This window comes from Gammaproteobacteria bacterium, assembly GCA_033720895.1.
GTDB lineage: Bacteria > Pseudomonadota > Gammaproteobacteria > Natronospirales > JAJUFS01 > JAWWBS01.
The window spans coordinates 1-21,381 of record JAWWBS010000036.1 but is presented as its reverse complement, the minus strand read 5'-3'; the positions used below and the strand labels follow the sequence as shown (position 1 = coordinate 21,381).

Annotated in this window: 20 protein-coding genes; 8 read left to right on the top strand and 12 right to left on the bottom strand. The window is 63.3% G+C overall.

The window, feature by feature from the left end; genetic code table 11:
- The coding region (locus R3217_06705) for a glycosyltransferase N-terminal domain-containing protein (protein MDX1455125.1) at positions 1 to 795 on the bottom strand (795 nt) is incomplete at its 3' end.
- Positions 792 to 2,219 (bottom strand): bifunctional D-glycero-beta-D-manno-heptose-7-phosphate kinase/D-glycero-beta-D-manno-heptose 1-phosphate adenylyltransferase HldE, encoded by a 1,428-nt coding sequence (hldE, locus tag R3217_06700; GenBank protein MDX1455124.1) that lies wholly within the window; start codon positions 2,217 to 2,219, stop codon positions 792 to 794. The genes R3217_06705 and hldE, both read right to left, overlap by 4 nt.
- Positions 2,220 to 2,411: 192 nt before the next feature.
- Between hldE and lpxL the strand changes: the two genes are divergently transcribed.
- The gene (gene lpxL / locus R3217_06695) at positions 2,412 to 3,317 is read left to right on the top strand and encodes an LpxL/LpxP family Kdo(2)-lipid IV(A) lauroyl/palmitoleoyl acyltransferase (protein MDX1455123.1); all 906 of its coding nucleotides are present in this window, start codon (positions 2,412 to 2,414) and stop codon (positions 3,315 to 3,317) included.
- Positions 3,318 to 3,344: 27 nt separating this feature from the next.
- Here the strand turns inward: lpxL and R3217_06690 are convergent, their stop codons facing one another.
- Complete coding sequence (locus R3217_06690) at positions 3,345 to 4,085, bottom strand: 3-deoxy-D-manno-octulosonic acid kinase (GenBank protein MDX1455122.1); 741 nt, start codon at positions 4,083 to 4,085, stop codon at positions 3,345 to 3,347.
- A gap of 121 nt (positions 4,086 to 4,206) precedes the next feature.
- Here R3217_06690 and R3217_06685 point away from each other — a divergent pair, with 121 nt between their 5' ends.
- Genes R3217_06685 through R3217_06670 form a run of 4 tightly spaced genes read left to right on the top strand, consistent with a single transcriptional unit; the run spans position 4,207 to position 8,545 of the window.
- Entirely contained in the window at positions 4,207 to 5,376 is a 1,170-nt protein-coding gene (locus tag R3217_06685) for a CDP-glycerol glycerophosphotransferase family protein (GenBank protein MDX1455121.1), read from the top strand.
- Positions 5,373 to 6,407, top strand: coding sequence for a glycosyltransferase family 9 protein (locus tag R3217_06680; protein ID MDX1455120.1), 1,035 nt, complete (start codon positions 5,373 to 5,375; stop codon positions 6,405 to 6,407). Before R3217_06685 ends, R3217_06680 begins: the two co-directional genes overlap by 4 nt.
- Complete coding sequence (locus R3217_06675; protein ID MDX1455119.1) at positions 6,404 to 7,444, top strand: CDP-glycerol glycerophosphotransferase family protein; 1,041 nt, start codon at positions 6,404 to 6,406, stop codon at positions 7,442 to 7,444. The genes R3217_06680 and R3217_06675 overlap by 4 nt, the downstream gene beginning before the upstream one ends.
- A gap of 30 nt (positions 7,445 to 7,474) precedes the next feature.
- On the top strand, positions 7,475 to 8,545 hold the full coding sequence (locus R3217_06670; GenBank protein MDX1455118.1) for a CDP-glycerol glycerophosphotransferase family protein: 1,071 nt from the start codon (positions 7,475 to 7,477) through the stop codon (positions 8,543 to 8,545).
- 33 nt (positions 8,546 to 8,578) lie between these two features.
- On the opposite strand, the gene R3217_06665 is transcribed toward R3217_06670, so the two are convergent.
- From R3217_06665 to R3217_06635, 7 genes are all read right to left on the bottom strand, one after another.
- Complete coding sequence (locus R3217_06665; GenBank protein ID MDX1455117.1) at positions 8,579 to 9,256, bottom strand: phosphocholine cytidylyltransferase family protein; 678 nt, start codon at positions 9,254 to 9,256, stop codon at positions 8,579 to 8,581.
- A 72-nt stretch (positions 9,257 to 9,328) separates the two neighbouring features.
- Positions 9,329 to 11,392, bottom strand: a complete 2,064-nt coding sequence (locus R3217_06660) for a glycosyltransferase (GenBank protein MDX1455116.1) — start codon at positions 11,390 to 11,392, stop codon at positions 9,329 to 9,331.
- 3 nt (positions 11,393 to 11,395) lie between these two features.
- Positions 11,396 to 11,602 carry a zinc-finger domain-containing protein gene (locus tag R3217_06655; GenBank protein MDX1455115.1) on the bottom strand — a complete coding sequence of 69 codons (207 nt, stop codon included), beginning with the start codon at positions 11,600 to 11,602 and terminating at the stop codon, positions 11,396 to 11,398.
- A 55-nt stretch (positions 11,603 to 11,657) separates the two neighbouring features.
- Positions 11,658 to 14,519, bottom strand: coding sequence for a bifunctional [glutamate--ammonia ligase]-adenylyl-L-tyrosine phosphorylase/[glutamate--ammonia-ligase] adenylyltransferase (glnE, locus tag R3217_06650; protein MDX1455114.1), 2,862 nt, complete (start codon positions 14,517 to 14,519; stop codon positions 11,658 to 11,660).
- Entirely contained in the window at positions 14,516 to 15,124 is a 609-nt protein-coding gene (locus R3217_06645) for a methyltransferase domain-containing protein (GenBank protein MDX1455113.1), read from the bottom strand. Before R3217_06645 ends, glnE begins: the two co-directional genes overlap by 4 nt.
- Before the next feature lie 76 nt (positions 15,125 to 15,200).
- A complete protein-coding gene (locus R3217_06640) occupies positions 15,201 to 15,650 on the bottom strand; it encodes a YbaN family protein (protein ID MDX1455112.1) in 450 nt (149 codons plus the stop codon).
- 45 nt (positions 15,651 to 15,695) lie between these two features.
- Complete coding sequence (locus tag R3217_06635) at positions 15,696 to 16,295, bottom strand: methyltransferase (GenBank protein ID MDX1455111.1); 600 nt, start codon at positions 16,293 to 16,295, stop codon at positions 15,696 to 15,698.
- Between the two features lie 248 nt (positions 16,296 to 16,543).
- On the opposite strand from R3217_06635, the gene R3217_06630 reads away from it, so the two are divergent.
- The 3 genes from R3217_06630 (at position 16,544) to R3217_06620 (ending at position 19,811) form a co-directional block, all read left to right on the top strand.
- Positions 16,544 to 18,325: a M28 family peptidase gene (locus tag R3217_06630; GenBank protein MDX1455110.1), complete on the top strand. Its 1,782-nt coding sequence runs from the start codon at positions 16,544 to 16,546 to the stop codon at positions 18,323 to 18,325.
- 93 nt (positions 18,326 to 18,418) lie between these two features.
- Positions 18,419 to 19,315: an FKBP-type peptidyl-prolyl cis-trans isomerase gene (locus R3217_06625; GenBank protein ID MDX1455109.1), complete on the top strand. Its 897-nt coding sequence runs from the start codon at positions 18,419 to 18,421 to the stop codon at positions 19,313 to 19,315.
- A 106-nt stretch (positions 19,316 to 19,421) separates the two neighbouring features.
- Positions 19,422 to 19,811, top strand: coding sequence for a cytochrome-c oxidase (locus tag R3217_06620; protein ID MDX1455108.1), 390 nt, complete (start codon positions 19,422 to 19,424; stop codon positions 19,809 to 19,811).
- A gap of 42 nt (positions 19,812 to 19,853) precedes the next feature.
- Here the strand turns inward: R3217_06620 and R3217_06615 are convergent, their stop codons facing one another.
- Together R3217_06615 and R3217_06610 are read right to left on the bottom strand one after the other, a co-directional pair.
- On the bottom strand, positions 19,854 to 20,225 hold the full coding sequence (locus R3217_06615) for a hypothetical protein (protein MDX1455107.1): 372 nt from the start codon (positions 20,223 to 20,225) through the stop codon (positions 19,854 to 19,856).
- 66 nt (positions 20,226 to 20,291) lie between these two features.
- A partial coding sequence (locus R3217_06610) for a tetratricopeptide repeat protein (GenBank protein ID MDX1455106.1) occupies positions 20,292 to 21,381 on the bottom strand: 1,090 nt, incomplete at its 5' end.

The following is a 21,381-nucleotide window of genomic DNA, read 5'->3' as shown; positions in this document are numbered from 1 at the left end:
GATCAGCAGCCGCGCGTCGGCCTGCTTTTCGCGAACCTGCCGAAAAGCCTCCAGCACCGCTTCGTCTTCGCCAATGCGGGTACTGGCCGCGATCAGCACCGGCGCAGCGCCGAACAGCAACTGGCGCATTGCCCGCCCCTGTTCGATGATTTCTGCCGAAGGCTCGAGATCGAACTTCAGGTTGCCGCTGACCTTGATCCGCGAAGCATGCACGCCAAGCTCGGCGAAGCGATGCGCATCACCCTCGGACTGGGCCGCCACCAGTTGCACGCTTTCGAGGGACTCTCGCAGCAAGGAACCCAGGCGTGCATAACGCCGGGTCGAGCGGGCGGTGACCCGGGCACTGGCGAGCAGGACGGGAATGCGACGTTCGCCGCAGAGGCGAAACAGGCTGGGCCAGATTTCGGTTTCCATCACGATCAGGGCCAGGGGCCGGATGCGATTCAGGAAACGCCGCGCAAAGCGAGGAAAGTCGTAAGGCAGCGGACAGACCTGCACGGTTTCACCGAATGCCGCTCGCGCCCGCTGCATGCCAGCCGCGGTGAAGCTGCTGACCACGATATGGGTTTCCGGGTAGTCGGCCTGCAGGCTGCGCACCAGCGGGATGGCGGCCTGCATCTCTCCGACCGAGGATGCATGCACCCAGATCACCGGACCCGAGGGTGCACGGTCGACATGGCCAAGGCGCTGGAGGGTCGGGTCGGCACTGCGTGTCTGGCGCCACGCCCTTATTGCCGAACTTGCCAGGAAGAACGGAAACAGGATGCCAATGACCAGGTAATAAAGGACTCTCATTTGAGCTGGCGAATGCGCTCGACAATGGATGTGGTCGACAGGCCTTCCTCGAAGCGCAATATTCTCACTTCACCCCCGTTGGCCGTGACTTCCTCATATCCCGCGACATCCTCTGCCCGGTAATCGCCACCCTTGACCAGCAGGTCCGGAAGCACCTCGGCGACGAGGTCACGCGGCGTCTCGCCGCCGAACGGGACGACATAGTCCACCGCATCCAGTGCTGCCAGCACACGCATGCGTTCAGCCAGCGGCACGATCGGCCGACCCTTGCCTTTCAGCGCCGCGACCGATTCGTCGTCATTGACGGCGACAATCAGCTTGTCACCCAGTGCGCGAGCTTCCTGCAGGTAGGCAACGTGGCCGCCGTGCAGGATATCGAAGCAGCCATTGGTCATGACCAGGCGCTCGCCGCGACCCCGTGCCAGGGCCACCGCATCCATCAGGTCGTCCTTTTCCAGCACGCCGCCAACACCACCCAGCAAGTGCTTGGCCGCCATGCGCAGCTCGGTCGGCGTCACCGTTGCCGCACCCAGCTTCCCGACGACAACGCCGGCACCCAGGTTGGCCAGCGTCGCGGCATCTTCCATGCTGCAGCCCGCCGCCAGGCCGGCAGCCAGCAGGGCGATGACCGTATCGCCGGCACCCGTGACATCGAAAACCTCGCGAGCATGGGTCGGCAGGGTAAGCACCTGGTCGTTCGGACCGAACAGGCTCATGCCCTGCTCGGAGCGCGTCACCAGCAGGTATTCAAGATCCAGTTGGTAACGCAGGTAGTGACCCTTTTCGAGCAGCTCGTCTTCGCTGCGACATTCACCGGCAACAGCCTCGAACTCGCCGAGATTCGGCGTGAGGATGGTTGCGCCGCGATAACGCTCGAAATCCGTCCCCTTCGGGTCGACCAGCACCGGCTTGCTGGCTTTCCTGGCCTGGCCAATCAGCTTGCTCACGTCCCGCAAGGCACCCTTGGCGTAATCCGACAGGATGACCACATCGCATTCTTCGACAGCCGCGGCAAACGCTTCCGTCAGCAAGCGTCCGTCCATGACCTCCGCTCGCTCTTCGAAATCGAGGCGCAACAGTTGCTGGTGGCGGGAAATGACGCGCAGCTTGGTGGTGGTGGCAACTGCCGGTTGCATCACCAGCCGGTCGCCCACCCTCGCCGCCTGCATCGCAGCCTTCAAGGACAATCCCGACGCGTCGTCACCGATCAGGCCGAGCACGTCGCCGGCAGCGCCCAGGCTGACGATGTTGCAGGCCACGTTGCCGGCGCCACCGGGCCGTGCATCTTCCTCGTTGACCCTTACGACAGGTACGGGTGCCTCGGGTGATACGCGATGCGTACCACCGTACCAGTAGCGGTCAAGCATCACGTCGCCCGCCACCAGGATGCGCTTGCCGGAAAAGTCAGGAACCTTGATTGTCATTGTTTCTTCCTGAATGCGTGACAGGGAAATGCGCGAATGAACGCCCCTGTCCTTTGATTATCAAGCAGTTGCGCGAATATTAGCACAGCACTTGCGCCAGCCCGAGCCAGCCCCGTGGCCCTGCAGCGAGTTTCCCTGTGCTGCCTGCCTCGTTAGAATGTCGCCTCGTTCCATCGACCTGCCGTGGATCTGATGACCGAACAAACCGAACTGCGCTGGCAACACGTGCTCCTGCCGCAACACTGGCCGATCTGGCTGGTTGTCGGGCTGCTGCGACTCTTCGCCTGGATACCTTATCCCTTGCAGCGCGTTCTCGGCTGGTTGATTGGCTGGCTGTTGTTCATTGCCGCTGGCCGACGACGGCGCGTGACGCAGATGAACATCGACCTTTGCTACCCGGAGCGCAGCAAGGCCGAGCGGCGCAAGCTGGTGCACGGCCATTTCCAGGCGCTGGGCATGTCGGTATTCGAAATTGCCATGTGCTGGTATGGCGCGGACTGGGTGCTGCGTCGACGCGTCAAGGTCGAAGGCCTGCAGTACCTGGATGCCGCGCTTGCCGAGGGCAAGGGCGCCCTGCTGCTGTCGGCTCACTTCACCACGCTGGAAATCGGTGGTCGGCTGCTCGGCCTGTTCCGCAATTTCCACCTGATGTACCGACCGAATCGCACCGAGCTGCTGGAAATCATCATTTCCACCAGCCGCCGCCGGCATTTCGAAAAGGTGATCCCGCGTGACGACGTGCGCAGCATGCTTCGCTCCCTGAAGGAAAACCATCCGGTCTGGTATGCCCCCGACCAGGGTTTCCGCGGCAAGAACTCGGCCGAGGTGCCCTTCTTCGGCGTGCCCGCCCCGACCAACACCGCAACCAGCCGGATAGCGCGTTCCACCGGTTCGCCGGTGCTGCCTTTCATGGTGGAGAGACTGCCCGGCCTCCAGGGCTACAAGCTGACGATCGACCCCCCGCTGGAAGGCTTCCCGGGCGAGGATCCGGCCGAGGACGCCGCTCGCGTGAATGCGATCATCGAGGCCGATGCACGGCGCGTACCTGACCAGTACCTGTGGTGCCACAACCGATTCAAGCGTCCTTACAAACGCTGAGTCGGCAAACGCTGAGCCGGACCAGGTTCAGCCCTGGCCGCTGTAACCCTTCTTCAACATGGCCCAACCGGTGGTCACTCGCGCGGCGGCCGACGGCTCGTCGCGAGTTTCCTTTTCGAGCGATCGCAACAGGCGATCGAGATTGGCCTGCTGCCAGTCGGGCTTGATGTCACGCCGGCGGGCGCGATCGAAATCGATCAGGTGAATGTCCGGCTCGCTGGCAGAGAGATCCAGCAGGATGTTGTTGGCATTGAGATCTGCATGCCAGATGCCGGCCTGGTGGAAACGGGCAATGGTCCTGCCCACGGCCTGCCAGACCGGGTCCGCCAGCTTGCCAGCCAGCACACGGGCGGTCAGAGACTCGCCGGGCAAGGTCGCGGTGATCAGGCTGCCACGGTACGACAACGCACCGCGATCGATTCGGGCCGCGACCACCTCGGGTACCGGCAGGCCCTGGTCGCGCATTTCGAGCAGCAACATGAATTCACACCACGGACGGGTCTTTTCCAGGCCACTGAAGAAATAGCGATCATGAACCAGGTGCCGGACCATCCCGCCTCGCAGGTAATTGCGCAGCACCCAGTCGATGGTCTCTCCCTGCAGGCTGTCCTGTATGCGCCAGGCAGAACCGCGCCCGCCCAGCGGATCGCCCAGGGCATCGCGAGCCATCCAGTAACTGGGCGTGAAGATGTGTTCGTTGACAAGCTCGCGAAATCGGTTTGCCACCAGTACGTGGCGACGACCCGATGTCTCCAGTACGTAATCCATGCAATCTCCAGAAGGCCTGTCTGCGCCTGTTCGCGGTGAAGTCCGAGCGCCTGCGAGGATGCAGTGCAATGGATTCTATAGTATTTTCGCGCCAAGCTCTTGCCGCACACCGGGAGTCAGCATGCGCGAGGCCAGCGGGCCACCGATCGACGGACTGCGCGTCCATTTCGATCTCACCAACCTCTATTACCTGCCGCAGTACCTTCCGGTGATCGAGGTACTGCGCCAGAGAGGCGCGGACTGCACCGTACTGGTGTACCTGTCGATGAGCAAGGATCCGACCGTGCGAGCCGGGCTCGCCGAGCGTGTGGCGAACGACGCCGGCTGCGAGGTGGAAGTCGTCGACGATGTCGACCAGGATCACCGCGCGCCCTGCGACATCTACAATCGCGACAAGCCCGACTGGATCGTGTTCGGCAGCCGCTTCCAGCAATACGAAAACCTGGATCCGTCGATCAGCACGGCGATGCTCTATCACGGCATCGGCGTGAAGAACACGTACTACCATGCCGATCACATGCAGATGGACGTGCGCTTCGTGGAGGGCGAATACCGGCGACGTGCGTTGCTGGATCTCTTTCCAGGTGCCAACCTGCAAGCCGTCGGGTTCGCCAAGCTGGACCCGTTGTTCAATGACGCGCTGACGCTCGAGCCATTCGATGTCGCGGCCCACGGTCTCGATGCAACGCGACCCACCGTGCTGTATGCGCCCACCTTCTATCCGTCGTCCATGGGACGCCTGCCGAACGACTGGCCCGGACAACTGGCCAGCTGCAACCTGATCATCAAGCCACACCAGTTCGCCTACTCGAAGCAGAAATACGGCAGCCAGCTGGAAAAGCTCGCGCACTGGCAGAACTACGACAATGTGCACATCGCCAGCATGACCGATTACTCGATCATGCCCTTCTTTGCGAGCAGCGAGCTGCTGGTGAGCGAAGCCTCGAGTGCCCTGTTCGAATTCGCCGCACTCGACAAGCCCGTCGTCTGGTGCGACTTCCTGCAACTTCGTTGGGGCCACCGCGGCCCGTTTCGCTACCGCCTCAATGCGCGGATGGACAGGACCATCGATGCCTTCCGCAACGTCGGTGCGCACGCCGCACGTCCGGCGCAACTGAACACGCGTATCCTCGAAGAGCTGGCCGATCCCGCGCGACACGCGGCGGCACGCAGCGACTGCACGCGCGAGCTGATTGGCCTTGCCGATGGCAAGGCGAGCGAACGCATCGTCGATTACATGGCAGCCAACACCGGTCGCATCAGCCGTGCGGCACGAGGAGTAGTGGCATGAGCGAGAAGCTGTGCGTCCTGCGTCTGTCCGCCATTGGCGACACATGCCACACCCTGCCGGTGGTCCGTGCCATCCAGGATCACCTGCCCGCAGCGGAACTCAGCTGGGTGATCGGCAGTCTCGAACACCAGCTGCTCGGTGACATCGACGGCATTCGCTTCATCCCCTACAACAAGCGTGGTGGCAAGGCGGCGGTGCAGAGCCTCAAGAGGGATCTTGGCGAGCAGCGCTTCGATGCCCTGCTGCACATGCAGGTTGCCTTGCGCGCCAGCCTGTTGAGCCGGCATGTGAAGGCAGATCGCCGCATCGGTTTCGACCGGGCACGTGCCCGGGACTGGCAATGGCTGTTTACCAACGAGCGCATTGCGGCCGGCGACAGGCAGCATGTCATGGACGGCCTGCTCGGCTTCCTCGAGCCACTCGGCATTCCCCGACCGGCCCGGCCGCGCTGGGACATTCCGCTGCCGGCCACGGCTCGCGAGTTCGCAAGCCGGACGCTGGGCGACAGGCCGGCCCTGGTCATCAGCCCCTGCTCCTCGCAGCGGGCACGCAATTTCCGCAACTGGGCGGTCGAGCGCTACGTCGCGGTCATCGAACACGCAAGGATGCGAGGTCTTGAAGTCATCCTGAGTGGCGGGCCGAGCGAGCTTGAACGCGAATATGGTGAAAGGATCAGCGCGGCGGTCGATTGCAGGAACCTGATCGGCAAGACCTCGCTGAAGGAACTGATGGCCTTGCTGGCCGCCGCCCGCGTGGTGATATCCCCTGATTCCGGCCCGGTGCACATGGCCAACGCGGCAGGCACGCCGGTGGTCGGCCTGTATGCCACCTCCAACCCGGATCGCACCGGCCCCTATCATCACCGCGAACTGGTCGCGAATCGCTATCCCGATGCGCTGGACCAGTACCTGGGCAAGTCCGTCGACCAGGTGCGCTGGGGCCAACGGGTGCGGCATCCCGATGCCATGGACCTGATCAGCGTCGATGATGTGACCGGCAAGCTGGACCTGGCACTGGAGCTCGGCGCATGAGCCGGCGCTTCCTGCTGTTCGGCACCTTGCCCTATGCCTATGAAATCCTGCGCCCCTTGCAGGCCGCTGCTCGCGAGCGGGGCGACGAGGTGGCGTGGTACCTGGAACCGGGGGCCGGGAAATTCCTGCTGCCGGGCGAGCAGCGTCTCGACACGGTGCACGATGTGGTGGCCTGGCAGCCGGACGCCGTGTTCGTCCCGGGCAACTGGGTCCCGGATTTCTTCCCGGGCGTGAAAGTACAGGTCTTCCACGGCTTCGGCATCGAGAAAAAGGGGCATTTCAGGATTCGCGGCTGGTTCGATCTCTACTGCACCCATGGCCCGTTGACCACGCAACCCTTCCAGGCCATGGCTGCTGCCGATGGCAGCTTCGCGGTGCGTGAAACCGGCTGGCCGAAAATGGATGCGCTGTTTGCCAGCCGAGCGGAACCTGGCCTGCAGGAAGTCTTCAGCAACCCGGAAAAGCCGATCATCCTGTACGCGCCGACCTTTTCGAAATCACTGACCAGCGTCCCCGATCTGGCCGGCAGGATTTTCGCCCTGTCGGAGGAAGGTCCCTGGAACTGGCTGGTGAAGTTCCACCCCAAGATGGACCCTGCCTGGGTGGATCGCTTTCGGGCAGCCAGCAACGGCCAGTTGCAGGTTTCCATGGATGCAAACATCGCCAGCCTGCTGCACACGGCAGATGCCATGCTGACCGACACCTCATCCGTGGCGGCCGAATTCCTGCTGCTGGACAAGGCCGTTGCCACTTTCCGCAATGCCAGCCCGGGCCCGCACTACCTCGACTTCAACGAGCCCGGTCAGCTGGAACGCATCGTCCACCGGGCCCTGGCGCCGGATGACGATCACCGGCTTGCCATGCGCAAGTATGCCGACAACATGCATCCGTTCCGTGATACGAAGTCGTCGCAGCGCGTCATCGAAGCGACCTGCAAGTTCATCGACCAGGGCACCGCCGAGCGATTGCAACCGAAGCCACTGAATCTCTGGCGCCGCTTGCGCATGCGGCTGAAAGCCGGATACTTCAGGTTCTAGGCTGCAATTTCTCTTCCAATGGTGTCTCCCATGCGCGTGTTTTTCGATGTCCAGCATCTTTACTACCTGCCGCAGTTCCTGCCGGTGCAGGCAGAGCTGGCACGCCGCGGCGTTGAGACCCTGTTTCTCTTCCACGAAGCGCTGGATGATGCCGAGGCGCTTGCCGCCGTCCTGGCAAGCCAGTCCCTGCCGCATCGGGTCGTCGACAGCAAGCGTTCCGCCATCCGCATCTACCAGCAGGAGCGCCCCGACTGGATCATCTTCGGCAATGGCTGTGACTACCTGGCCAGCCTGCCGGAGGAAACCCGCACTGCGCTCATCTACCACGGTATCGGCGTCAAGGAGTGTTACTACGATGCCGAGCTGATGGAAATGGACATCCGCTTTGTCGAAGGCGAACACCGCTACCGCGAACTCAAGGGTCGCTATCCCGAGGCGCACATGCTGGATGTGGGTTTCGCCAAGCTGGATCCGCTGCTGGGGACCGACTATCCCGGCATGGACCTGGCTCGCGTCGGTCTCGATCCCGGGCGCAAGACGATTCTCTACGCACCGACCTTCTACCCGAGCTCCATCGAATTGCAGCCGGCCGACCTGCCGCAGCAACTGTCGGACTGCAACCTGCTGATCAAGCCGCACCATTTCACGTTTACCAAGCGGCGCTATTCGCACCAGCTGGAAAAGCTGCAAGGCTGGGCGAGCAATGACAACGTGTGGCTGGCGGGTCTCGGGGACGTCTCCCTGCTGCCGATGATGGGAGCGGCCGACCTGCTGCTCAGCGAAGCCTCGTCGGCACTGTTCGAATTTGCAGCGCTGGACAAGCCGATCGTCTGGTGCGATTTCTACTGGCGCCGCTGGTCGCACCGCGGGCCGTTGCGCAAGCGGCTTGATCGCCGCCTGGACCCGACCATCCATCGCTACCGCGACATCGCCCGCCATGCAGCGACACCGGACGAGGTGGTGCCGGCCATTCGGGCCGAACTGGCAGATACGGCAGGATTCGAAGGGAAGCGACGCGACTACACCAATGCCCTCATCGGGCCGACCGATGGCAAGACGGCACGGCGCATCGCCGACGCGCTGGAGAACGCTGCAACATGAGTGCAGGCGCTTTGCCTGCAGCTGGAAAGCGACCTAGTCGAGCAGCTTGTTGACCGCCTGCAGGTCGGAATCGAAATCCACTTCCATGCACAGCAGGTCGGAGACATCGACCGCGCGGAACACGTTGCCCCGCTCCTCGATCAGCTCTTCCATGGCCTTCTCGAAGTAATCGTTGTCACCGACGGAATCCAGCTTGTCGCAGAATGCTTCGACCAGCTCGGCGGGCACGTAGTTGATCCCCAGTGCTTCGCCACGTGCATTCCCGACCTGCTTGGAAATGGCATTGATGTAGCCATCATCGTTCAGGGTGTACTTCACTTCTTCTTCGGCAGTGCGCGCATTGTTGACGGCCACCGCGGGTTCGCCGACTTCCAGCAGCCGCTCGATGATGGCCGGCTCGAACACCACGTCGCCGTTCATCCAGAGGATGTTCTCTCCCCGCGTCTGGCGCAGTGCGCAGAGCAGGCTCTTGGCCGTGTTGGTAGCGTCGTAATTCGGGTTGTAGGCGAAGAGGATGTCAGGCGCAGCCTCCATCACCAGCTCCATCTTGAAACCGACAACGCCGATGACCGGCAGGTCGAAAGAGCGCACGATGCCAAGCTGCCGTGCCAGGATGCTCTGGCCATCGGACAGCGGTGTCAGCGGCTTGGGATGCGGACGCCCGAGGCGCGAACCAAGACCGGCAAGAAGAATGACTGCACGAGTGGACATGAGAACTCCCCGGAATCGATGAATGCTGAGATGAATGGATTGTAACGACTTACGGCCAGCCACCGCCAACCGTCACGCCGGGCCGTTTCCTTCCTCGTCGCGCTGGGCGCGTTCCGCCCAGAGACCGGCATACTTGTTGAAGGTGTACTGGGCATGCAGGCAGGCGAGGATCAGTCCACGCTTGCCATCAAGGAAGCCGGCCCGCGCAAAGTAATTGTAGATGAAGTTGTAAAGGCCACGGCTTATGGCTCCGAGCACGGTGGCCCGCTTGCCATGATCCAGGCGCGCGCCCGTCTGCAACCAGGCATATTCCGAAAACTTTTCGATGGCGTGACCGTAATCGCGCCAGGTCGGGTGCAGCAGCGGGCTGCGCATCAGCGCCACGCGCCCCGTTTCGATGATCACTTTCTCGTGAACCGGCACATCGGTGAACCGACCGAGCTCGCGCTTGAACAGGCGCACGGGCGCCTGCCAGCTGCCACCGTAATCCACCTGCTTGCCGAAGATGATCAGCGGACGTGGAATGCGATAGCCATCGAAATCCGGTGTCGGCTTCGAAAGCACATGGTCGATCTCGTTGCGCAGCTCCGCGGTGGGTTCTTCGTCGGCATCCAGCGACAGCACCCAGTCGGTGGTCGTCAGGTCCAGGGCGCGCTGTTTCTGCTTGCCGAAGCCGGGCCAGTCGGTTTCCTTCACCACATCGGCATAGCGCCTGGCGATCTCGACGGTGCCGTCCGTGCTGCCGGAGTCGAGCACGATGATCTGGTCTGCCCAGCCCTTGACCGCATCCAGCGTGGCGCCGATGCGGTCAGCCTCGTTCTTGGCAATGATGAAAACGCCCAGCGAGTGCTGGCGCGGCACGGAGGTGGCCAGGTAGCTCTGCTCCCGCGCACGCAGCAAGCCATAGATGACGGCCAGGCTGAACACGTAGAAGGTGATCGGCAAGGTGCGATCGAAAATCGACTCGCCGATCGCAAAGAACAGGTAAGCGACAATCAGCGAGGTACCGGCATAGGCAAATGCCGCGATCTGTTCGTCCTCGTGCTGCCATGCCCAGATGAAGTGCTTCATCGGCATTGCGAACAGCAGGAACAAGGCGACCAGTCCCAGCAGTCCACGGGATGCCAGCACGGAGAAATACTCGCTCAGCGGATGACCGTAGCGCAGGTAGAGTTCCGACAGCTCGCCCGCCTCATGCGCTGCTTCGACCTTCTCCTGGAAACTGCCAACGCCACCACCGAACAAGGGATCGTCCAGGAAACCTGACCAGGCGACCTTCCACAGCGACAGGCGCATGCCCACGGGGCTGACATCGCCCTGGTCGAAACTGGCGTGGACCACGTCGGCGTAGAGGTGTCCAAGGCGATCGGCAACGCCGGTCGCGGGGATCGCAATCGCCGCACCAATGAAGGCCGACACCAGGCCGATGATCAACAGCCCGTTGCGGCCCTTCACCTTCCAGAAATAGAACAGCGCCAGGATCAGCAACACGGGGACCGCCATCCACGGGCCTCGGCTGCCCATGACCAGGCTGGCCGTCAGGCCGAGAATGACGGCCAGCAACGGCAGTATTTGCAGCAGGCGGTGCTTGCTGGCGAATACCGGCAAGCCGCCCAGGCTCATGAAGCCCATGGCCAGCGCGATAGCCGACACCGCTACCGGATCGTCAATCGGACCGAACAATGTCCCGCCCGTCCACATCTGCCCCAGCGCCAGGGCACCGGAGCCGAGCGCACCGAGCGCCAGGCCACCCCACCAGACGATTTCCCGTCCGGGGACGCGGCGAACCGCCAGGTAGATCGGCACCAGCAACAGGAAGCGCAAGTAGCGTCCCAGTTTCCTGAAGCCCGCGTAGTTTGCATCGCCAGCCAGCCACGACAGCAAGGCAACCAGGAAGAAGAACACCACCACGAACACCAGCAGTTTTTCGTCGCGGGTCAACCTGACCGGTCGGCCATCCTGCAGGGTGAAAAGGATTCCGAGGACACCGAGCGCCAGCAGGATGCTGCTCGACCCGCGGTCGAACACCATGGAAGCGATCGGAAACAGGCCGATGAACACCAGCACCAGCGTGGCGCGCCAGCCGTCAAGCGCCTGTGAAAATCGTGCTCGCGAATTTTTCGCGGCGAAATTCATGGCTTAACCGTTATCGACGAGTTCGTATTCGGCACTGCAGTAGGGGCAGATTGCCTTGCCCGTCTTCTCGATCGGCAGAAAGACCTTCGGATGGGAATTCCAGAGACTCGAATCCGGCATCGGGCAATGCAACGGCAGATCGGCGCGCGTGACTTCGTAATGGTTCTTGGTGTTCGGGGTGTTGTCGCCCGCAGCTTGCTGATCAGCCACCTTTCGACTCCTTCTGAAACGGCGAAAATTCCGGGGGAGAGTATACCAGCTTGCCTCAGGCTGACGTGAAGATCTGCTCCCAGATGTCTGCCACGGCAGCCCGTTCATCTGCCAGCACGCCGTCAGGCACTACCGAGCTGCGGCCTTGCAGCGCCTGGCGGTGTATTTCGCGACGGATCCGTCGGTAGGCATCGACCAGCAGCGGCACATCCACCCCGGGCAGGCAGCAACAGGAATCGAGTCCTTCCAGGCATCGGATGGTATCGGGAAACATGGCCAGTTCAGGGTAGTCGGCCGCATGCCGCAGCACCCAGTACTGGGCAAGGAATTCGATGTCCAGCAGCCCGCCGCGGGACGCTTTCAGGTCGGAGTGCGACGCCGGCAGCTTCAGCTCGGCCTGCATGCGCTGGCGCATGTCGGCCACGGCTGAATGCAGCTCGGTGGCATCGCGCGGCTGTACCAGCACAGCCTGGCGGACGACGTCGAAGCGGCCTGCCAGCGAATCGGAGCCGGCGACTGCCCGGGAGCGCAGCAGGGCCTGGTGCTCCCAGGTCCAGGCAGATTCACGCTGGTACTTTTCGAAAGCATCCAGCGAGGTCACCAGCAGTCCCCCCTTGCCCGACGGCCGCAGGCGCGTATCCACTTCGTAAAGGATGCCCGCAGCGGTCGGCGTCGACAGGAAATGAATCAGGCGCTGCGTCAGGCGCAGGAAGAATACCGAACTCTCCACGACCCGCGGTCCCTCGGTTGTTGCCGACTCGCCGCCCGCATCATGCATGAACACCAGGTCGAGGTCCGAGCCATATCCCAGCTCGAAACCACCCAGCTTGCCGTAAGCGACGACCAGGTATTTTGCCGGCTCGCCATCATCCCGCAGGGGCTTGCCATGGCGAGACAAGAGATCGCTCCAGGCACGATCCAGCGCGGCCTTGATGACCACCTCCGCCACCGCACTCAGGGCGTCCGACACCTGCATGATCGGCAGCGTCTCGCCAATGTCGGCCACGGCAATGCGCAGCACGCGGGTCTGCTGGAACTCGCGCAACACATCCATCACGGCTTCCAGGTCGTCGTTCGGCACTTCGGCCAGCGCCAGTGACAGTTCGGCCGCAAGGGCATTTCGATCCGGCACGCCTTCGAACAGGCGTGGATCGATCAGTTCGTCCAGCAACACCGGGTGACGACTGACCAGTCCGGTAATCCAGTCGCTGGCCGCGCAGATGCGGGCCAGCTGGCGCAGGGCCTCGGTACTCTCCGCCAGCAGGGCCAGGTAGGTGGTTCGCCTGGCGACGGCTGCCACGATTCGGCACATGCGTTCCAGGGCGGCATCGGGCTCGACCGTCGCGGCCGCCATCTCGATCAGGCGCGGCATCAATTCATCTACCCGGCCGCGACCCCGGGTGCCTGGTCGCGCCTGTTTCAGTTCCTGGCGCAGGGCCATGAGGGTGTCGGTCACCCGGTCGACATCCCGGTATCCCAACGCGCTGACACTGTCCGTCGCGACGTCGCGTGGCGCCTGCCAGAGCTGCTTGCCCACGCTGTCCTCGGCCGCCTCTTCAGGGCCCAGCACGGTGTCCTCGAACAGCTCGGTCACTACCGCGCGATGACGATCCCAGCATTCATGCAGGGCGGCCGTGGACGCAAAGCCCAGCGACCAGGCCAGTATCGCTTGTGATTCCTGCTCCTGCGGCAGGTGGTGCTGCTGCCGGTCGCCACGCTGCTGCAGGCGGTTTTCCAGCCGCCGCAGGAACCGGTAGGCATCGCCAAGGCGCTCGGCGTCGTCCTGCGGCAGGCAGCGGGATCGCACCACGCCGTCCAGTGCCGCCAGGAAATTTCGCTGGCGCAGGGCTGCCTCGCGTCCACCACGCACCAGCTGGAAAAGCTGCACCGTGAATTCGGCTTCGCGGATACCGCCCGGGCCCAGCTTGACGTGATCCTGGTTTTCCTTGCGCACGACTTCGCGATTGATGCTCGCCTTGATGTCGCGCAAGGCCTCGAACACGCCGTAATCGAGATAGCGCCGATAGACAAAAGGCCTGAGGTCGTCGAGCAGGGATTCGCCGGCCGCGAGGTCGCCGGCAATCGGCCGTGCCTTGACGAAGGCATACCGCTCCCACTCCCTGCCATGTTGCTGGTAATAGGCCTCCAGGCCGGCAAAGCTCATCACCAGCGGGCCCGAATCACCGAACGGCCGCAAGCGCATGTCGACGCGATAGACAAAACCATCGGCGGTGTCGTCATCCAGCACCTGGATCAGTCGCCGCCCCAGGCGGGTGAAGTACAGTTCGTTCTCGACCTCGCGCTCGCCGTCCGTCTGGCCAGACTCGGCGAAGGCGAAAATCAGGTCGATGTCGGACGAAAAATTGAGCTCCTCGCCACCCAGCTTGCCCAGGCCCAGCACCACCAGTTCCACCGGCTCGCCGCTTGCCGAACGCGGCTGCCCGTACTGCTTCTGCATGTCGGCATGCAACCAGTCGAGTGCTGCCGCGACACAGGCATCGGCGACCGCCGAGATGGCGGCATGGGTCGCCTGGTGATCGGCCAGCGACAACATGTCGAGCACGGCAATGCGTGCCAGCCACTGCTGGCGGAGCTGGCGCAGCCGCCGACGCAGCTCGGCCTCGGAATCAAGCGCCTGCAACTCGGCCTTGATGTCGGCCGCGGCCGCCGCCGGATCGATCGGCTCCAGCCAGGACTCGAAACGCCCCGCTGCGAGGAGATCCGGCGTGCGCAGCAGGACCTGGCAGACAAACTCCGACCAGGCCAGGACCTGCACCAGTTTGCCGGCGGTCCCGACCGGCAAGCCTGCCAGGACCTCCTCGCCAAGCACCTCGCGCAGCCGCTGCCAGCGCTCCCTGGCCTCGCGAGCCGCCACTGCCGGGAAATCGCCGAGTACGTCTTCAAGCTCGATGCTCATGCCCGGTCCGCCCCGAAATGCGCAAGTCGGTCACCGCGTAGCGTCACGGGCCTGCCCTGCCAGCTGGCAATCCATTGCAGGCACTGCGGCGAATAGAAGGCGACATGGGTGGGATCACGCGGATACCACCAGCTGGCGAACTCGACGTCCGGCAGCAGCAAGCGGGTCATCACGAACAATTCGCCGGCGGGTCGCAGCAAGGAGAACAGCAGCTCGAGACTGGTCCGGGGCACATGGAAATGCTCCACCGCCTCGGTGCAGACGACGAAGTCGTAGCGCTGCTCGAGCACCGTGCTGTCATTGGCATAAAAAGGATCGTAGACCGCCATGTCGTGCCCGGCCTCACGCAGCATGGCCGCCAGCGCGGGGGCCGGCCCCGCCCCGAAATCCAGGCCACGTGCAGGCTGCGGGTAACGGGCCAGCACGGCATCCCTCACCGGCGCCAGAAACCGGCGATAGCCCGGATCCCCGAGGTCGTTCTCGTGCTGGTCATAGAGGGCTTTTTCGGCCGCCGGTGTCGGCAATTCATCCGCCACCTGCATCACCAGGTCGCATTGCGGGCAACGATGGTAGTGCGCGGTGTGCTTGCCATGCGACGCGGACATCGGCGCAAGCGGCCCGCCGGCGAGGCACAGGCGGCACGCCGCATCCTGGGCTGCTCCGGCCGTCATCATCGAGGGATCAATCGCGATCGCGTTCCGCGGCACGGGAGCGCTGCGTCGGCATCCACAACAAATGCAGGGTGGAAAACAGCGCAACGGCCAGTACCAGCAGCTTGGCCAGCGTGGTCTTGGCAACCAGCACCAGCGCCGTCAGCGCGGCAAACCACAGCGCCAGCAGGGCAGAGAGTTTCAGGCCCGCCGAAATGCCGCGACCTTCCTGCCAGTCACGCAGGTACTTGCCGACGCCCGGCATGCGAAACAGGCGCTCCATCATCTGCCGATCGCCCCGTGCAAAGCAGGCAACCGACACGATCAGGAACGGCGCGGTCGGCAATATCGGCAGGACGATGCCGACCAGGCCAAAGCCGAAAAACAGCCAGCCGAGCGCCTTGAAGAACAGGCGGACAAGGCCGCTGCGCGATTCGTCGCGCGACAGGGTCACCAGGGCATTGGACGTTGCATTGCTCATGGGAATGATGAAACCGCAGTTGGCGGCTGGCTGCAAGGCCGGGCTTCAAGCAGTAGCGGCGAGCGCCTGCAGCGGACGGTAGCACCACACGGTGGCCGGTGGCAGGTTGCTCCAGACAGAGCCGATCTGTTCGGACGAGAAGCCGAGTTTTGCCTGTACCTCTTCCGGTACCGGCGAACGGATGCCATAGGTGAACTGCACGAAACTGCCTTCCGGCACCAGCACCGTACGGCACTGGCCCAGGATGCGATCGCGCACGGCAATTGGCAGGGTCAGCAGCGGCAGGCTGGAGACAATGCTGCCGACCGGACGATTATGGCCGGCCGCCTGCAAGGCATCGGCCAGCACCTGGGCATCGTCATTCAGGACGGTAATGCCCGGGAAGCGCTCCCGCAGGAGATCGGCAAAGGTCGCGTTCTGCTCGAAAACCACCAGCCGTTCTGCCGGGATGCCGGAAGCCAGCAGCTCGCCGGTAATGGCGCCCGTGCCGCCGCCCAGTTCGACCACCAGCTCGTCGGCAGCGACCTCGACGGCACTCGCCATGCGCCGACCCAACGCCCGGCTGCTGGGAATGGCCGAAGCCACCTTTCGCGGAGCACGCAGCCAGGAGAAGAAGAAGCGCCAGTTGTCGGCTTTGAAAATCATGGCAGACACTCTACCCGCCGCTCTGCTGTCAGGCCAAGCCAAATTTCAATTCGCTGCCAATCGCCGCCTGATCACCGCATTTTTCGGGGATTTGATACGAGTCCGTACTATTGGCATGCTATGAATCCGCTGGCAGCCGCCGTGCTTTTCGTGCGCTGCACAGTGCAAGCTGCTGATTTTCAAGGTTCAATACCGACTCGTCGCCAGTCGGCCGCCTTCTGCGGCTGGCCCGAACCCAAGGAGCGATCGTGAACACTGACACCTCTGCCGCAATGCCCCCCCGCAACCGCCACTGGCTGGCCAGCCTGGCCGTTCTGTCGGTCGCCCTTGGCCTGGCTGCCTGCCAGCCCGCCACCGATGGCGAGGCCGACAAGAGCACCGATCCGCTGGCGCTGGCAAAGGCCATCGACGTGGACCGTATCCGCGCCCACATGACATTCCTGTCTGCCGATCCGATGCGCGGCCGCGAAGCCAATACCGAGCAATACGACATTGCGGCAAACTACACCGCCGCCCAGTTCGAACTGATGGGACTCGAGCCGGCCGGCACCGAGGGCTACATGCAGCCGGTCACCTTCCGCCAGACCCTGATCAAGCCGGAAACAGCCGCAATGAAGCTGACGCAGGCAGGGGAAACCCGCGAACTCGAGTTTGGCAAGGATTACGTGGTGTACGGCAGTTCCGCCCATGTGAGCGGCGTCGCGGAAGCTCCGCTGGTGTTCGTGGGGCTGGGCATCTCGGCACCGGAGCTCGGCCACGATGACTACGCCGGCGTGGATGTCGACGGCAAGATCGTGGTGATCATGTCCGGCCGACCCGACGGCATGCCGGGCAGCGAGTCGGCGCACCTCGGCAGCCGCAGCGTCAAGATCCAGACTGCGGCCGACAAGGGTGCGATCGGCATCCTGTACGTCGCCCACCCGGAAACGGTCGAACTCTACGACATCGAGGCCTTTGCCCGCTGGGCGCAGCGCCCGTCAACGACCTGGCTGGCGCCGGACGGCTCGGCACCGACGTCCCACCCTTCCATCCAGGTCCGTGGCGTGGTCGCACCGGAAATCAGCAGGGCGCTGCTCGGCGTGTCGGATGACGAGGCCTTCAACGCACTCGGCGCCGCATTGAAAGCCAGCGAAAATGCCAGCCGCGAGCTCGATGCCCGCCTCTACATGGCAGTCGACTCGGAGCGGTCCGAGTTCGTCAGCAACAACGTCGTCGCCATGCTGCCGGGCAGCGATCCGGAACTGGCCGACGAGTACGTCATCTACAGCGGCCACCTCGATGGCCAGGGCGTGTATGACAAGGCACCGGAACCTGAAGAAGGCGAAGAAGTCAGTGCCGAGGACAGCGACAAGCCGGCTGACCTGATCAAGAACAGCGCCTTTGACAATGCTTTGGGTGTTTCGATGATTCTCGAGCTGGCGCGCACCATGACCTTGCTGGATGAGGCACCGCGGCGTTCGATGATGTTCCTGTTCATCACCGCCGAGGAAATGGGCCTGCTGGGCTCGGAGCACTTTGCCGCCTACCCGACCGTGCCGAAGGACGACATCGTTGCCAACGTGAATATCGACATGCCGATCCTTACCTTCGAGCAGAAGGACGTGGTGCTGTTCGGCGCCGAGAATTCGAGCCTCGGCCCGCTGGCGACGGCCCAGGCCGAACGCATTGGCTACATCGTTTCACCCGACCCTGCACCGGAAGAGCGCTTCTTCGTGCGCTCGGACCAGTATTCGTTCGTGCGCGAGGGCGTGCCGGCGCTGTCTATCGACCCGGGTCGCATGGCTGCCGACCCGAATGTCGATGGCGACGCCCTGACCGATGACTTCCTGCTCAATCATTACCACCAGGCCTCGGACTCCACCGAGCTGCCCTTTGCCAGGAAGACGGCTGCGCGTTTTGCAGGCATGAACTTCCTGATCGGCCTGGCCATTGCCAATGCCGATGAACGGCCTACCTGGAATGCCGGAGATTTCTTCGGCCGCACCTTCGGCCCTGACCGGATGGCCAGCGGTGACACCGAGAGCCAGTAAGACCGGCTCCGCGCGAAAACAAAGGCCCGGCATCGCCCGGGCCCTTGTTTTATGCTCGGCCACTGTTCAAGACTTGTCCCGGAGATTCACAGCATGACCGATTCCAACAAGACCCCGCCGGTACTCGGCATCGCCTTCATCGCGCTGGTCATCGTGGCCGGCATCGCCTGGTTTGCCACGCAGAACGCGTCATCGCCAGCAGAGGAACATGCGGCCAGGGTGGCGGACCTGCTCGACGCTCCGTCAAGCGACACCACTGAACTGGCCGACGGCATTCGCTACGTGGTCATCGAGCCGAGCGACAAGGAGCCGGTGACCGACGACTACGTGGAATTCAATGCCACCGTCTGGACGCAGGGTGGCGTCGAGGTGATGTCGTCGGAGAAGGACGGCAACTACGTGCTGCCCTACTCCGCCATCCGCCAGATGGCGCCGGGGCTGGCCGAGGCCATCGCCAACGCGCCGGTCGGCGAAGACCGTCGCTACTACATCCGCGCCGACCTGATTGCCGACGGCATCCCGGGCGCGCCCAAGGAAGACATGGTGGTCGACCTGCGGGTCATCGGTGGCAAGAACCCGCTGCCTGCGCCCGACAGCGTTGCCTCGATTCCGTCAACAGCGACCGTCACCGAATCCGGCCTGGCCTACCTGGTGCTGGAAGAAAGTGGCAACGACAATTCTCCCACCCTGGCCGACGAAGTCACCGTGCATTACACGGGCTGGACGACCGACGGCAAGATGTTCGATTCCTCCGTCATGCGCGGCGAACCGACCACCTTTCCGCTGGGCCGCCTGATCAAGGGCTGGCAGGAAGGCATCCCGCTGATGAACGTGGGTGATCGTTACCGCTTCTGGATTCCCGCCGAGCTGGCTTATGGCAACAATCCCCGCCCGGGAGCCCCGAGCGGCCTGCTGGTGTTCGATATCGAATTGCTGGGCATCGGACCCGAGCGCACGGCTGAGCTGGATGGCAGCGACAGCAGCGAATAAGCCCTGCGTTTGCCGCTGGACCAACTAGACTTCACCGAGGCGCCGGCACGGGACCGGCGCCTGGAGTGATGACCCTTCCCGGTCCTGCCGACAAGGCGTAGCGAACATGAGCGAACATCAGGGCAATGCGTGGATTCCGAGATGGTTCATCCGGATCGCAGTGGTGTATTTCTTCATAGGGGTGTTGCTGGGCATCTACATGAGCGTGACGGTCAACTTCATCGAGCGGCCGGTACACGTGCACATCAACTTGCTGGGCTGGGTATGCATGGCCCTTTATGGCCTGCTGTACTTTCACTACGACAAGGTGCGCGAGAGCAAACTGGCCGTCTGGCACTTCTGGCTGACGAACATCTCGCTGCCACCGCAGATGATCGCCCTGTCGATGATGCTGCACGGCAATGCGGCGGCGGGCCCGGTGATAGGCATTTTCGCCGTCATGACCGCAGTGGCCACGCTGCTGCTCGTGATCAACATTTTCCGGAACGACCATTGAAGGCAACCCGCTGAACGACCCCGGGGCGGCAGGGATGCTGCCTCAGCTTTCCAGCCAGCGAGCGGCATCCTCGTAGGTCTCGAACAACTGCACGTTGTAATGCTTCATCTTGGCAGACATGCGGTAGTAGCTCGCCAGCTCGGCGCCCGAGGGACGTCCTGACAGGACCATGGCAATGCGGATGTCGGCGGGAACACCGATGGTGTCGTAGTAGTCCGGCAGCTTCTGGATGGCGGTGGCCGGCGGCGGCACCTTCACGTCACGGCAATCGATCAGGACATTGCTGCAGCCCCTGGCCTTGACCTGTTCCAGCGAAGCGTCGGTGGACGCCTTGAGCTCGCTGTCCATCACCTCGCCCTCGACAACAAGTTCCACCCAGTTGCCATTCGGCTCCGACAGCATCTTCCAGCTCATTCCTGCTCCTGTCCTGTTTGCGTGCAATCACGGTCGAGCCTACCAACATCAGGCGCACCCCGCACCTCAGGTACCCGCGGCCTTCAGTTCCTCGACCAGCGCCTTGTAGCGAGGATGGTCGTGCAGCGAGAACAGGTCCGAATCATTGCGGATCCAGCCGGCGCTGACCATGCCCGAACCCTTGGCGCGTTCCAGGCAGTCCATCGCCTTGTCGGCCTCGCCTGCCTGCGCATAGCAGCAGGCAACGTTGTAATTGATCATCGGGTCCTCGGGATTGATCGCCAGCGCCCGCTCCGCCCATTCCAGCGCCTGGCCGTACTGGCCCAGCTGGATCATCGAGCCGCAGGCCAGGTAGATGGCGCGCGCATCCTTGCGATTCAGCTTGAGGTGTTCCTGTGCCAGCTCGATACCGCGCTTTGCCACCCTCTGCGCGCTTTCCATGTCACCCTTGGAAAGATAGGCCTGGCGCAGCAACAAAGGCGTCTGGTAATCGTCCGGCTGCACCTCGGCCGCCTTTTCGAACAATTCGATGGCCTTGTCGAGACGACCCTGCTGGAAGCAGGCGCGCGCATGCCAGAACCAGGCATCGAACATTCGCGGATTGAGCGTCACGGCCTTGTCGAAGGCGGCTTCCGCATCCATGTAGTTCTTGTCCATCAGGCGCGCCACGCCGAGCGCGGTAAAGGCGCGGGAAAAATCCGGCGCCAGCTCGACAGCCTTCGTACTCGCCTTCAATGCGGACTCGATGTGCCGCTTGTTGCCGGCATCGTGGTACATGAAATACTTGGCGTGGCATTCGGCCAGCCGCGCCCAGGCCCTGGCGAACTGCGGGTCTTCCTTCAGGGCGCTCTGGAACATCTCCAGCGCCTTGCGGATGTTCTCGACCGCATACTTGCGGAAGTAACTCAGGCCACGCAGGTAATAGCCATAGGCATCGATATTGTCGGTCCAGCCCTTTTGCACGGTCAGCTTGTCGGCATCTGCCGCCGACACGCCGAGCGCCTTGACCACGTTGCGGAGGATGTCGTCTTCGACATCACCGACGTCGCCCACTGGCCGCTCGTAGGACGAGGTCCACAGGGTTTCACCGCTGGCCATGTCGCGAAGCTCGGCAGTCAGGTAAAGCTGGCCCTGCTGGTGATGGGCCTTGCCGGTG

Bases quoted from the DNA above. Each gene is read 5' to 3' on its own strand.
- hldE (MDX1455124.1), bottom strand. From the start codon at position 2,219: ATGACAATCAAGGTTCCTGACTTTTCCGGCAAGCGCATCCTGGTGGCG.
- lpxL (MDX1455123.1), top strand. From the start codon at position 2,412: ATGACCGAACAAACCGAACTGCGCTGGCAACACGTGCTCCTGCCGCAA.
- R3217_06690 (MDX1455122.1), bottom strand. From the start codon at position 4,085: ATGGATTACGTACTGGAGACATCGGGTCGTCGCCACGTACTGGTGGCA.
- R3217_06685 (MDX1455121.1), top strand. From the start codon at position 4,207: ATGCGCGAGGCCAGCGGGCCACCGATCGACGGACTGCGCGTCCATTTC.
- R3217_06680 (MDX1455120.1), top strand. From the start codon at position 5,373: ATGAGCGAGAAGCTGTGCGTCCTGCGTCTGTCCGCCATTGGCGACACA.
- R3217_06675 (MDX1455119.1), top strand. From the start codon at position 6,404: ATGAGCCGGCGCTTCCTGCTGTTCGGCACCTTGCCCTATGCCTATGAA.
- R3217_06670 (MDX1455118.1), top strand. From the start codon at position 7,475: ATGCGCGTGTTTTTCGATGTCCAGCATCTTTACTACCTGCCGCAGTTC.
- R3217_06665 (MDX1455117.1), bottom strand. From the start codon at position 9,256: ATGTCCACTCGTGCAGTCATTCTTCTTGCCGGTCTTGGTTCGCGCCTC.
- R3217_06660 (MDX1455116.1), bottom strand. From the start codon at position 11,392: ATGAATTTCGCCGCGAAAAATTCGCGAGCACGATTTTCACAGGCGCTT.
- glnE (MDX1455114.1), bottom strand. From the start codon at position 14,519: ATGAGCATCGAGCTTGAAGACGTACTCGGCGATTTCCCGGCAGTGGCG.
- R3217_06645 (MDX1455113.1), bottom strand. From the start codon at position 15,124: ATGTCCGCGTCGCATGGCAAGCACACCGCGCACTACCATCGTTGCCCG.
- R3217_06640 (MDX1455112.1), bottom strand. From the start codon at position 15,650: ATGAGCAATGCAACGTCCAATGCCCTGGTGACCCTGTCGCGCGACGAA.
- R3217_06635 (MDX1455111.1), bottom strand. From the start codon at position 16,295: ATGATTTTCAAAGCCGACAACTGGCGCTTCTTCTTCTCCTGGCTGCGT.
- R3217_06625 (MDX1455109.1), top strand. From the start codon at position 18,419: ATGACCGATTCCAACAAGACCCCGCCGGTACTCGGCATCGCCTTCATC.
- R3217_06620 (MDX1455108.1), top strand. From the start codon at position 19,422: ATGAGCGAACATCAGGGCAATGCGTGGATTCCGAGATGGTTCATCCGG.
- R3217_06615 (MDX1455107.1), bottom strand. From the start codon at position 20,225: ATGAGCTGGAAGATGCTGTCGGAGCCGAATGGCAACTGGGTGGAACTT.